The organism is Kutzneria sp. CA-103260 (assembly GCF_018263855.1).
In the GTDB taxonomy this organism is placed as follows: Bacteria; Actinomycetota; Actinomycetes; order Mycobacteriales; family Pseudonocardiaceae; genus Kutzneria.
On record NZ_CP073318.1, the window covers coordinates 196,315 to 209,039 of the forward strand.

General features: G+C 71.5%; 8 protein-coding genes. 3 read left to right on the plus strand and 5 right to left on the minus strand.

Features of this window, described 5'->3' with window-relative positions:
* Nucleotides 1-54 precede the first annotated feature (54 nt).
* The 5 genes from JJ691_RS00900 to JJ691_RS00920 form a co-directional block, all read right to left on the minus strand.
* Nucleotides 55-1,425: a DUF4185 domain-containing protein gene (locus JJ691_RS00900; protein WP_211766874.1), complete on the minus strand. Its 1,371-nt coding sequence runs from the start codon at nt 1,423-1,425 to the stop codon at nt 55-57.
* A 160-nt stretch (nt 1,426-1,585) separates the two neighbouring features.
* Nucleotides 1,586-2,623: a BTAD domain-containing putative transcriptional regulator gene (locus JJ691_RS00905; RefSeq protein ID WP_211766875.1), complete on the minus strand. Its 1,038-nt coding sequence runs from the start codon at nt 2,621-2,623 to the stop codon at nt 1,586-1,588.
* Nucleotides 2,624-3,239: 616 nt separating this feature from the next.
* Nucleotides 3,240-3,890 (minus strand): DsbA family oxidoreductase, encoded by a 651-nt coding sequence (locus JJ691_RS00910; RefSeq protein WP_211766876.1) that lies wholly within the window; start codon nt 3,888-3,890, stop codon nt 3,240-3,242.
* 26 nt (nt 3,891-3,916) lie between these two features.
* A complete protein-coding gene (locus JJ691_RS00915; RefSeq protein ID WP_211766877.1) occupies nt 3,917-4,522 on the minus strand; it encodes a hypothetical protein in 606 nt (201 codons plus the stop codon).
* An 18-nt stretch (nt 4,523-4,540) separates the two neighbouring features.
* Nucleotides 4,541-5,884 (minus strand): serine/threonine-protein kinase, encoded by a 1,344-nt coding sequence (locus JJ691_RS00920; RefSeq protein WP_256449355.1) that lies wholly within the window; start codon nt 5,882-5,884, stop codon nt 4,541-4,543.
* A 61-nt stretch (nt 5,885-5,945) separates the two neighbouring features.
* Here JJ691_RS00920 and xylA point away from each other — a divergent pair, with 61 nt between their 5' ends.
* From xylA to JJ691_RS00935, 3 genes are all read left to right on the plus strand, one after another.
* Entirely contained in the window at nt 5,946-7,106 is a 1,161-nt protein-coding gene (gene xylA, locus JJ691_RS00925) for a xylose isomerase (protein WP_442912581.1), read from the plus strand.
* Between the two features lie 548 nt (nt 7,107-7,654).
* The gene (locus tag JJ691_RS00930) at nt 7,655-10,456 is read left to right on the plus strand and encodes a helix-turn-helix transcriptional regulator (RefSeq protein ID WP_211766880.1); all 2,802 of its coding nucleotides are present in this window, start codon (nt 7,655-7,657) and stop codon (nt 10,454-10,456) included.
* 10 nt (nt 10,457-10,466) lie between these two features.
* The gene (locus tag JJ691_RS00935; protein WP_211766881.1) at nt 10,467-12,725 is read left to right on the plus strand and encodes an AAA family ATPase; all 2,259 of its coding nucleotides are present in this window, start codon (nt 10,467-10,469) and stop codon (nt 12,723-12,725) included.

Genomic DNA, 12,725 nt, shown 5'->3' on the forward strand with positions numbered 1-12,725 from the left:
GAGGGCCCGTGACTCACTCGGTGATTCCTCGTGGTCGCCCAGGCAGCGGTTCGGTCACCCGCGCACCGAGCGGGTGAGCCCGGCGATGTCGTCCCGGCTGACCCGCCGGTCGCAGTTGTCGCTCAGGTAGGCGATCTGGTCGACGACCGGGAGCTGTTGCCACTGCGGGGAAACCGGCCCGCGGTGTCCGGGCAGCGCCGGCTCGTCCCTGGTCACCACCAGCTTGTCGGCCAGCGCGCGGCTGCGCACCGTGCCCTCGATGGAACCCGACCACTGCCGGGCCCCGTAGAAGCTGCTGTCGGGTCCTGGATTGACCCACTGCGACACGATCAGCTGGGCACTGCCCATCGAGGAGTACGGGTGCACGATCGGGGCGTAGAGGTAGGGGGCCTGCACCGGTGTCACCTGGGTGCGTGGCGCGCTCCACAACCCGGTCGGGTAGGGCGCGGTCTGGGTCACCGCGCCGCGCCCGCCGTTGAGGAAGGACAGCACCGCCCGGCCGTCGATGACCTGCGCCGAGATCTCCCCGATCGCCTCCCACGGGCTGGGCGCCCCGATGATCGGCGTGGACGGCCCGTCCGGCCGCCAGTCCCAGTGGCCCGCGCCGTCGTCACCCCAGAAGCGGTACTCGCTGCGGTTCCACATCTTGTCCCACGGCACCCTCATCAGGTGGATGCCGCCGCCGTTCCAACGGCCCTCGTTGGTGCCGTAGATGTAGACGAACGGCTCGTTCGGCCACATGATCATGGAGTTGTTCTGGAAGTGCGACCACAGGCCCTCGTTCCAGAAGTCCATGTTCTCCTGGTTGGTCTCCAGGTTCCAGGTGCGCACCCAGTTCTCCGCGTGCGTCTCGGTGGACGTCCACTGCCGGGAGTACCAGGTGCGCCAGCTGCCGCCGGGGCTGGGGATGCCGCCCTCGGACTGGATGGCCCAGTCGCGCACCCCGAAGGTGGTCATGATGTACCGGCCGTCCGGAAGGTGGATCAGGTCGTTGGGGATCTCGGTGACCACCTGGCCGGCCTCGTTGCGCGCGGTGACCGGGTCCCGGTGATCGTAGGGCAGCATCTGCTTGGCGCGGTCCCCGCCGATGCAGTTGTCCCAGCGGATGCCGTTCTGGATGTCCGCATTGGACTGCCGTAGCCCGACCGGCGAGCGCCACCCCGTGCCGCCCTGGGGCACCGGCTGGTCGAAGGTGTCCCCGAAGATCGAAATGCAGTACCCGTGGTTGGTTCGCGCGGTGAACCCGAGGTCGGTGCCCCGGAACCCGAACCGCGCCGTCTCCTCCCCGGTCAGGTCCTTGACCGGCCCGGAAGCGGTGACCGCCCCGGCCCGTGCCACCCCACCGAGCAGCCCGCTCGCCCCGAGCACCACCCCGGCAGCACCCTTCAGGAAGGTCGCCCGGCTGAATCCGCCGCTGTACCGCATATCGCTCCTCGGGATCGGACCTCTAGGCCGTTCGGACGCTATGGGCTCCGAATGAAATCCCGATGAAACGCCGCCTGGGTCCCACACCTGGTCGGGCAGCGCAGGTGCCGACGGTGCGCGTCGAATTGCTGGACCGCACGCTGATCCGGAACCTCGTGGACTACGTGCCGCAGCTGGAGAAGGCGTTCGCCTCCGCGTGCGGCCACCGCGTGGCGGCGTCTTCGTGCAGCATCACGCGTCGTACCCGTCGCAACTGCTCGCCCGGTTCGACGCCCAGGTCGTCGACCAGCCGGCGGCGGATCTCGGCGAACACCGCCAGCGCGTCGGCTCGTCGGTCGGCGCGGGACAAGGCACGCATCAACAGCGCCGCCACCGGTTCGCTGTACGGGTGGGTGCGGGCGAGGGCCCGTAGTTCGTCGATGGCTTCCGCGTGGCGTCCCAGTCGCAGTTGGTACTGGGCCTTCCGCTGCGACAACGCGATCCGTCGGTCGGTCAGCCGCAGCCGTTCCATGTCCGCGAACGGTCCCGGCAGGCCGACCAACGGCTCGCCGTGGAACAACTCCAGCGCACGTCCGCACCCCTGTGCCGCCGAGGCCAGGTCGCCGGCCTTCTCGGCCGCCGCTGCCTCGTCGGCGATTTCTTCCAGCCGCACCGTGTCGAGCAGTACTCCAGCGCCGCGGAAACGGTAGCCCCACCTGTCACGGCCGATCATCGAATCCGACTTTCCGGTATCGGCCTGCAGGCATTTACGCAGCCGGTACACGTACACCTGCACCACGTTTCCGAGTGGCTGGTCCAGCCCCCATACGCCGTCCAGCAGATCCCGCTGGCCCACCGTCGTGTCCGGGCGTAGTGCCAATGCGGCCAGCAGCGCCTGTTGGCGAATCGGTCCCAAATCCAGTTGTCGCTCGCCGCGCCACGCCCTGAGTGGTCCGAGCAAACAGATCCGAAGCTGCCCGTCGACGGCGAGTCCCTGCCCCGGAATGACAATTCCGTGATCGAAGGCGTAGATGATCGCCGCCGCGCGGTCGCGCAGCCCCAGCCTGGCGCACATGTGCCCGAGGTGGCTCTCCACCGCCGTCCTGGGCATCGCCATGCTGTCCGCGATCTCCGAGTCGGTCAGGCCGCGTCCGACGGCGCGCAGCAGGTCATGGTCCCGGATCGAGAGCGGCTGAGCGTCAACCGAAGTCGATGTCACGGCGGAGTCCCCCTTGCCGGCCGGTGTGGCTTACCCGGCCGATCCTGGGTGTTCGCGCTGGTCGAGGACAGGCCACAGACCGGTCATTTGTGGCCCTCGCCCCCCACCAGCGGCTTCCACCCTGATCGACAGCGGCAGGACCGGGAACCGAGCCTCCGTCACACCGTGCCGGTCCTCGGTGAGTGGCGCCCGGAGCCCTGTCCCAGGTTCGGGTTCAGCTCGATCCGCTTGGCCGCTTCCGGATGTGCGCCGGTTGGACTGGGGCGAATCGACAACGCTCGGCCCGCGGCAGGCCAATGCTCTCTCAGATCGCGTCCAGGCTCATTCCGTTACAACCGTCACAAGGGCAAGCCAAACCCGCCCCGCTCACGCAGGATACCGAGCGTCGTGTCAGCGCTGTGCATTTCGCATACCTCCACCGTCTCCCGGTGGACAGCTTTCCCGCCATTCTTGGCCGGTCGTGATTCCGACGACTACTTCGGCGAGCCGCCACGCGCCGAAAGCGGCCAGAAGCCTCACCGGGTGGTGACGGTCCGTGCCGCGGGCCGCCGAGGCCAGGGCCGGCCGGCGGGGGGACGTTGGGGGTTGGGGCGGTTGGCGGATCGCATGGCGGTGCTCAGTTTCGGGTGAGATCGGCGGATTGCCAGGCCTCGGTGAGAGCCTGGGTGAACAGCTCGGTGGGCTGGGCGCCGGAGACGCCGTAGCGCATGTCGATAACGAAGAACGGCACGCCGGAGGCGCCGAGGCGGGAGGCGGTGGCGGCGTCGTCGGAGACGTCGGCGGCGTAGGTGTCGGACGCCAGCACGGCACGCGCCTCGTCAGCGGGGAGGCCGACTTCGACCGCGATGGCCACCAGTGACTCGTGGGTGAAAACCGAGCGCTGCTCGGTGAAGTGGGCCTTGAACAGGGCCTCCACCATGGCGTCCTGGAGGCCGCGGTCCTTGGCGAGATGCACCAGGCGGTGGGCGTCGGCGGTGTTGCCGATGCGGAGCCCGGCCATGTGGTACTCGAGCCCTTCGCCGGCGGCGGTCTCCTCCATCCGAGCCTCCATGGCGGCGGCCTCGTCAACGCTCATGCCGTATTTGCGGGACAGCATGTCGACCGTCAACTCCGTCTGCCCGGCGGGGTGGCTGGGGTCGAGCTGGAAGGAGTGGTGCACGACCTCGATCTGGTCCCGGTGCTCGAAACCGGCCAGGGCCTTCTCGAACCGCCGGCGGCCGAGGTAGCACCACGGGCAGACGATGTCGGACCAGATGTCGACGCGCACCACAACTCCTCCAGCTCGAAAGACTGTCAGCTAGAGCGACGCAATCCGAGGGCGGTTTGTTCCAGCGCGGCCAGTTCTCGGATCACCTTGTGACGACCGTGACGCCAGTCCCCGGCCGGATCCCCGCTGACCCGGGCCAGCGACCGCAGCGGCAGCCGGGTGAGGGCGCGCAGCGCGAGCAGGTCCTCCCCACCGTCCAGCCTGGCGAGGCGCTTGGCCGCGGCGGCAGTGCGGGCGTACCGGATGCGCAGCGGCAGCCAGATGGCCAACGCGAACAGCACGGGCCCGAGCACGAGCGCGACCGGCACCCACAGGGCGAGGCTCTCGGCGGTGTCGATCTCCCCGTTGCCGGCGTTGGCCAGCGTCGCCCCGGCCTGCACCCCGGCCCCGAGCGCGTTGGCGAGCGACCCGCCGACCAGCGGCAACTTGTCGGCGCTGGCGGCAGCTGAGGTGAACACGTCCCGCAGCCCGCTGCCGGCGCTGACGAGCCGGTCGCCCGGGCCCCGTAACCGCTCGACCGTGTCGTGCACCTGCACGCCCAGCCAGATCCAGCCGCCGGCCCACACCAGCACGATCAGGTCGGCCAGCACCTGACGCAGGAACCGACTCGGCCGGTCCGCGTACCACTTCACCTCTGCCTCCCGACAACATCAACTTGTTGGCGACACGGAAGTCTGGTCCGTGGTCGTGGCAGTGGTGCTCGCGGGTGGCGTGGTGCTGGTTGTTGTCGTAGTTGTTGTCGGCGGTGCGGTGGTCGTTGTCGCCGTGCCGGTCGTCGTCGTGGTTGTGGTGGTCGGAGTCGTGGTCGCGGCGCGAGTGGTCGGTTCCGTGGCGTTCACGGGTCCCGTCGGGTCGATGTGACGGGTGGTGGTCGCCGAGGACTGCGGAGCCGCCGGCGTCTGCTCCGGAACAACCGTCTGCGGTGCGGGCCGCAGGAAGAACAGCAGCGCCCCGACTGCCGCCGCCAGCGCGACCGCTCCGACTGCCATCGGCGCACGTCGCCGCCGCACGGGCACCGGCTCCACCGCCGTCGGACCACCCAGCACCGGTCTACTGGGCAGAGACCCGGCCGGTGCAGGCCCCGCGACCACCGACCCAGCGGCTGTCGGCCCGCCGGCCAGCAGCTCGCCTTTCGTCAGCGGCAAGGTCGCCTGCGCCACCGCCAACCCGGTCAACGCCGAGAAGATGTCCTCAGCCGCCGGCCGCCCCGCGGGATCCTTGTCCAGCAACCGGACCAGCAACGGCCCGAGCGGGCCGGCGGAAGCAGGTGGGGGCACCGGATCGGTCAGCACCGCGGTCATCGTCGCCAGCGCGTCCCCGCGGTCGAACGGAACCGCCCCCTCGACGGCGGCGTAGAGAGTGACGCCGAGGGACCAGAAATCCGACTCGGGCCCGCTCTGCAGCCCCTGGATCCGCTCGGGCGCCATGAAGCTGGGAGCGCCGACCAGGACGCCGGCTCCGGTGAGGGTGGCGTCGCCCTCGGCGCTGGCGATGCCGAAGTCGGCGAGGTAGGCCCGGCCCTGGGCGTCGAGCAACACGTTGCCGGGCTTGACGTCCCGGTGCAGCACCCCGCTGGCGTGGGCGGCCCGCAGCGCGGCCAGCAGGTCCAGACCGATCTCGGCGACCCGGGCCGGCGGCAGCGCGCCGTCGAGGGCGATGACGTCGGCCAGGGTCCGGGACTCGACATGCTGCATGACGATCCACTGCCGGTCGTCGTGGGCCACGACGTCGTAGACGGTGACGACGTTCGGGTGCACGATGCGGGCCGCCGCTCGGGCCTCCAGCAGCACCCGTTCACCCTGTCCGGTGACCTCCTTCACCGCCACGTCCCGGCCCAGCAGCAGGTCCCGGGCCAGCCACACAGTGCCCATGCCGCCCGCACCCAGCGTCCTGACCAGCGCGTATCTGCCGGCGACGGGTGGCGGGGCGGAAGGTTCGCCAGTAGTCACCGTGTCCAGGTACCCGCGTTCACCGCAGGGCAATCCGACGGCCATTGACTGCCCGAGTTGCCGATGCGTAAGTTCGGCGAACTAACTAAGCCAGATGGAGGTTGACGTGGAGCCGACGCCTGCGGACAGATTCAGCTTCGGCCTGTGGACCGTCGGCTGGCGCGCGAACGACCCGTTCGGTGAGCCGACCCGGCCGGCGCTGGACCCCGTCGAGTCCGTGCACCGCCTGGCCGAGTTGGGCGCGTGGGGTGTCTCCTTTCACGACGACGACCTGATCCCGTTCGGTTCGGACGACACGGTCCGCGAGGAGCGGGTAGCCCGTTTCCGCAAGGCGGTCGACGAGGCCGGCCTGGTGGTGCCGATGGCGACCACGAACCTGTTCACCCATCCCGTCTTCAAGGACGGCGGCTTCACCAGCAACGACCGCGGGGTCCGAAGGTTCGCGCTGCGCAAGGTGTTGCGCAACCTCGACCTCGCGGCGGAGTTGGGCGCCAACACCTACGTGCTGTGGGGCGGCCGCGAGGGTTCGGAGACCGACGCCGCCAAGGACGTGCGCGCGGCGCTGGACCGCTACCGCGAGGCGATGAACATCCTCACCCAGTACGTCCTCGATCAGGGCTACGCCATCAGGTTCGCCATCGAGCCCAAGCCGAACGAGCCGCGCGGCGACATCCTGCTGCCCACGATCGGCCACGCGCTGGGCTTCATCGCCACCCTGGAGCACGAAGGCCTGGTCGGGGTGAACCCCGAGGTGGGCCACGAGCAGATGGCCGGGCTGAACTTCGTGCACGGCATCTCCCAGGCCCTGTGGCAGGACAAGCTGTTCCACATCGACCTCAACGGCCAGCGCGGTCCCCGCTACGACCAGGACCTGATCTTCGGCCACGGCGACCTGCTGTCCGCCTTCTTCCTGGTGGATCTGTTGGAGCAGGCCGGATACACCGGGCCGCGGCACTTCGACTACAAGCCGCTGCGCACCGAGGACATCACCGGCGTGTGGGCCAGCGCGGCCGCGAACATGCGGACCTACTTGCTGCTCAAGGAACGGGCCGCGGCGTTCCGCGCCGACCCGGACGTGCAGGAGGCGCTGCGCGAGGCCAAGGTGGACGAGATCCTGCTGCCGACGCTGTCCCGTCGCGAGACGGTGGCCCAGCTGCGGACCGCCGACCCGACCTTCGATCCGGACGCGGCCGGGGCGCGAGGATACGGGTTCGTGCGGCTCTCGCAGCTGGCTTTGGAGCATCTCGTTGGAGCGCGACAATCCTGATCGGCTTTCTCACGTCGATTTGACGGCTGTCGTGGCCGTGATCGTCACCTGCGCAAATGCCGGCGGAATTTCACCTGTCGGCATTTGATCGAGGAACGGATCCGGGGTGGCCGCCGCCCGTTTACTGGTGATCCACTCAGAATTCGTGTCGTGGATCGTGACAGTCGGGGCGTCGTGCGCTCCGGCCTGCCGGCCCGGCTGACATGGGAGGTCTGGGCCAGAGTTAACTGTGAATCCGGTCGGTCGGGTATCTGCTTGCCGGGCACCCCGTCTTGGACGTGTCGGCAATCGACGCGACGCAAATCGGGCAAGGGTCGCCCGCGGTCACCGCCGCTCGTGATCACTCGTGCATTGGCGTCAGAAGGTCGTGTTTTCTGGATCGTAAGGGCAGGCCTGTCGGATCTTTCTCCATCCGATGCGGGCCTGGCTGTAAGCATTGGTTGCACCACAGGCGAGTAGGGAGGCGGTCTGTCCTGAACCCGGATCGCGGGCTGGTCCCCGTCGGCGCGGGGCCGGAACTGTCCACAGAGGACAAAGCCGGCGCGTCCGTGCTCGGCCGCGTCCTGCTGGGCAGGACCGAGGAACTGGCCCACCTGGAGGCGAAAGCCGAGCTCGCGACCGGCGGGCGCGGCCAGGCCGTGCTGCTGCGCGGCCCGTCCGGCATCGGCAAGACCCAGCTGCTGCGGACCGCCGAGCAGCGCTTTGCCATGCAGGGCATGCGGGTGCTGCGGGCCGACTGCACCGAGGTCGGCAGCGGCTCCGGTTACGCCGCCGTGCGGGAACTGTTCCACGACGTCGACGAGGATCTGTTGCAGGGCGCGGCCCGCTGGGCCCGCGCCGCGCTGTCCCCGGGCGACGACGGCGACCAGCCCGCCGGCGGATACGCCGTGCTGCACGGCCTCTACTGGCTGGTGGTCGGCCTGTCCGGCGAGCAGCCGCTGGCGCTGATCGTCGACGACGCGCACTGGGCGGACAACTCCTCCCTGCGCTGGCTGGATTTCCTGTTGCGCCGCGCGGAGAACCTGCGCCTGCTGGTGGTCATCGCGCAGCGCACCGGCCTGGCCGGCGGCGAGCTGCTGGCCGGGCTGTCCGCCCACGAATGCTGCACCGCGCTCGAGGTCGCGCCACTGGGCCCGGACGACGTCGTCGAGCTGATCGCCGCCGGCCTGGACGAGGCGCCCGCGCCCGCGTTCGCCGCGCGCTGCACCGACGTCAGTGGCGGAAATCCGTTGCTGCTGGACCGACTCCTGGGTGAACTGCGCCGCAAGGGGGTGCAGCCGGACGCACAGAGTGTGGAGCTGGTCCAGGAACTGGGCCGGGACGTGCTCACCGCCTCCGTCCTCACCGCGCTGTCCAAACAGCCCGAACACGTCACCGCGGTGGCCCGCGCCGCCGCGGTCATCGGCACCCGGCCGCTGCACCGGATCGCCGCGCTGGGCCAGGTGCCGGTGCGCTCCGTGGCGCCGGCGCTGTCCGTGCTGGCCCGCTGCGACGTGCTGGACGCCGACCACACCGGCTTCGTGCACGACCAGGTCCGCACCACCATCCTGGCCGGGATCTCCGAGGAGGAGCTGCACGCCACCCGGGCCCGGGCGGCCCGGCTGCTCAGCGACGAGGGTGAGCCGGCCGAGGCCGTCGCCGGCCACCTGCTGCTCACGCCGGTGGACGAGCCGTGGATGCAGCCGGTGCTGCGCGACGCCGCGGCCAGCGCCGGCCGGCGCGGCTCGGCCGAGGCCGCCATGAACTACCTCCAGCGGGCCCTGGGGTCCAAGTGGCTGGACGCCGACACCCGCACCCGGCTCCAGGTCGACCTGGCCGGGCTGCTGGCGCAGATCGATCCGGCCAGCGCGCTGCCGACCCTGCGCGAGGTGCTGGGCCGGGTGACCGACGCCCGCGCCCGCACGCCGTTGGCCGCCCTGTTCGCCCGGGCCGCGCAGCCGGTGTACTCCTCGCACGAGGCGGTGGACCTGCTGGTCGAGGTGATCGACCAGCTGGATGCCGTGATCGGTCCCGAGCCCGGGCCGGCCGACCAGGAGCTGCGCACGCTGGCCGAGTCGGCGCTGCTGATGGCGGCCACCGACGAGTGCTCGACGCTGCCGCTGGCCACCGCGCGGGCCCGGGCGATGACCGACCCGCCCGGGCGCAGCGGCTCGGAGATGCTGGCGCTGTCGCTGATGGCCATGCTGTCGGCGTTCGAGGGCGGCTCGGTGGAGACGGTGCTGCGGCGGGCCCGCCGGGTGATGGAGACGCCGGACATCCCGGTGGACGGCATGACGCTGCTCGGCGCCTCGCTGGCGTTCGAGCTCGCCGGTGACGTCGACTCGGCGCTGGCCGGCCTGGAGCGCACGCTGGCCGAGACCCGGCGCCGCGCCGAGCCGGTGATGCACGTGATGGCGCTGGGTTTCCGGGCGGTGATGCAGCGCCGCCGCGGCGAGTTGGCCGAGGCCGCGGCCGACGCGCAGACCGCGGCCGACGTCGCCGGCCAGGAGCTGCCGGGCCTGCTGCTCACGCTGCCGCTGATCACCCAGGCCGGCGTCTTCGCCGACCTCGGCGAGCCGGAGCGCGCGGCCGAGCTGCTGGGGCTGGTGGTTCGGCCGCGCTACGAGGAATTCGGCTGGGAGTGGTACAACTACGCGCTCGTCCGGGCCAAGGTGTCGCGGCAGCTCGGCGATTCGGCGGCCGCGCTGGACATGCTGCGGCGCTGCGAGCGCAGCATGGCCGAGGCCGGCATCACCAATCCGATGTACGTGCTGTGGTGGCCGGAGGCGGTGGACGTCCTCGTCGAGCTGGGCCGCCGTGACGAGGCGGCCGAACTGGTCGCGCGGATGGGCGAGGACGTCAAGCGCTGGCCCATTCCCAAGGCGGCCGGGCTGATCGCGCTGGTGACCGGGTTGGTCGCCGAGGACCCGAAGGACGCGGTGGCCCCGCTGACGGCGGCGGTGGAGCGGCTGGAGGGCTGCGGCGCGATTCCCGATCGGATCCGCGCCGGGCACCGGCTCGGGCAGGTGCTGGTGCGCACCGGAGACGTGAAGCAGGCGCGGCAGGTGTTGCGCGCCACCATGGATGTGGCCAACCGCAGCGGCGAACGGGCCGAGCTGGCCGAGATCGGGCGGCTGGTCGTGGCGGCCGGCGGCCGGGTCCGCAGCCCCAGCGACTCGCCGGTGGACGCGCTCACCGGCAGCGAGCGGCGGGTCAGCGCGATGGCCGCCGACGGGCTGAGCAACCGGGCCATCGCCGAGTCCCTGTTCGTCTCGCTGCGCACCGTGGAGGTCCACCTCACCAGCTCGTACCGCAAGCTCGGCGTGTCCGGCCGGGCCGAGCTGACCGCGATCCTTCGAGCCGAGCGGTAAGCCGGCGGCCATGTCGTCCCGCGTCCCTGCCTTCGCGGACACCTTCGCCGACCGGAAGGTCGAGGTGGATCGCCTGCGGGCGGCGCTGGCCGACGCGGCCGACGGCCGGCCGTCGGTGGTGGTCGTGGAGGGCCCGCCGGGCCTGGGCCGCACCGCGCTGGCCGGCTGTGCCGACGCCATCGCGGCCGAGGCCGGGATCCGGGTCGTGCAGGCCACCGGCGCGGCGAGCGAGACGGACACGCCGTTGGGCGTGGCCGCGCAGCTGATGGCGCCGCTGCTGCCGCCGGACAGTCCACAGTGGAACGACCTGGATCCCGGCGCCGGCCCGGCCGAGCTCGACCGGCTGATCCGGGTGTTCCTCGCCACCACCCGGCAGCAGCCGCTGCTCGCGATCGTGGACGACGCGCAGTGGACGGACGCGGATTCGGTGCGGTGGCTGCAAGGCGTGGCCCGGCGGATGACCGGCACCCGGCTGGTGCTGCTGCTGACCGTGCGCAGCGGATTCACCTTCGCCATCCCGGTCACGCATCGAGTGCGTCTTGTCCCGCTGGAGCCGGAAGCCGTGCGCGCGGCGCTGGCGCGGGAATTCCCCGGCGGCGTCGGCGAACTGTTCGAGCAGGAGGTCGTCACGGCCACCCGCGGCAACCCGGCCGTGCTCCGAGCGGTGCTCGGACGCCTTGGCGCGCAACGGGTCCCGCCGACCGACGAGTCCGTGCCGGAGCTGCTCGACGCCGTCGCCGAAGCGACCAGCGATCTGGTCTCCGGCACCATTGACGGTCTGCCGAGCGAACTTTTGCTGCTGCTGCGGGCCATCGCCATCTCCGGCGGCATCCTGGACTTCGACCTGATCTGCACCGTGACCGGGCTGCACGCGTGGTCCGCGCCGAGGGCCCGCGCGCTGCTGCACACCGCCGGCCTGATCGTCGGCGAAGACCGGCCACAGCTGGCGGAGTGGGTGTCGGCGGACCGGCTGCTGGCCGGAATGCCGGTGGCGCAGCGGGAATCCATGCACGCCCACGCGGCCCGCCTCGGCCACCTCAGTGCCGCGCCGGACACCGGCGTGGCGGCGATCCTGTTGGGCACCAGGACGATCGGCGAGCCGTGGGCGGTGGACGTGCTGCGCCGCGCCGCCGCCTGGCACAGCCTGGCCGGTGACGCCGCGTCCGCCGTGAAGCTGCTGGCCCGCGCCACCCGGGAGACCGGGGATTCCTTGGCCCACGCCAAGGTTCTGCTGGAGCTGGGCGAGATCGAGCTGCTGGAGAGCCCGGAGGCGGCTGACCGGCACCTGAGCCAGGTGGTCGTCGCCGACGGTGGGCCGGAGATCGGGCCGTTGCGGGTGCGCGCCGCCGATCTGCTCTATGCCCGCGGGGCCGGCATGCTGGTGCGGCGGTCGACCGCGGACGCCTACCGTGGGCACAAGGCCGATCAGGAGTCCACCGACCAGCTCGTGGCCCTGCACTGGCTGGCCGAGGACGACGTCGCGATGCCGATCAGCCTGGACGGTCCGGCCCGGCTGGACGAGTGGCCCGACAATCCGGCGCAGGCCGGGGTCGTGGCCTGGCGCCTGGCGTGCGCCGGCCGTGACATCGAACGCTGCAAGTGGTTGGCCCGCAAGGCACTCGGCGCGTACGGCCCAGTCGGGCCGCAGACCATGGCGGCCTGGGCGCTGGCCGTGGCCGACGAGCTGGAGGAGGCCGAGGCCGGGCTGCGGACGGTGCTCGGGGACCTGCGGCTGCCGGCCGACCGGGTGCTCGCGGCGTTCATCTGGACCTGCGGCGCGGATCTCGCCTCGCGGCGCTTCGACCGGGAGGCCGCCGAGCGGGCTCTGGCCACCGCGCTGGAGCTGCTGCCGCTGGAGCGCTGGCACCGGCGCGTGTCGCCGAGCCTGGTCGCCGCCCAGGTGCTGATGTGCCTGGGCCGCGGTGAACTTGACACGGCGCAACGGATCGCCCGTGATCACCCGGCGCCGACCGGGTTGCCCGACGGCATGATGTGGCCGCATCTCCTGTACGCCCACGGACAGCTGCGGCTGGCCGTGGGCGACCACGAGGAGGCCGCCGCGATGATGCTGGAGTGCGGGCGGCAGTTGCAGGCCCGGCAGGCCGACAACCCGGCCCTGCTGTCGTGGCGGGCCCCGGCGGTGATCGCGCTGCGCGCGCTCGGCCGGACCGGGCCGGCGGAGAACTTGTTGGCGGCCGAGCTGCGGCTGGCCGAGGCGTGGGGGGTCCCGAGCGTGGTGGCCCGAGTCGAACAGCTGAGGAAGGACTGA

Coding starts and splice junctions, on each gene's coding strand:
- JJ691_RS00935 (WP_211766881.1), top strand. CDS start 10,467: ATGTCGTCCCGCGTCCCTGCCTTCGCGGACACCTTCGCCGACCGGAAG.
- JJ691_RS00920 (WP_256449355.1), bottom strand. CDS start 5,884: ATGGCCGTCGGATTGCCCTGCGGTGAACGCGGGTACCTGGACACGGTG.
- JJ691_RS00900 (WP_211766874.1), bottom strand. CDS start 1,425: ATGCGGTACAGCGGCGGATTCAGCCGGGCGACCTTCCTGAAGGGTGCT.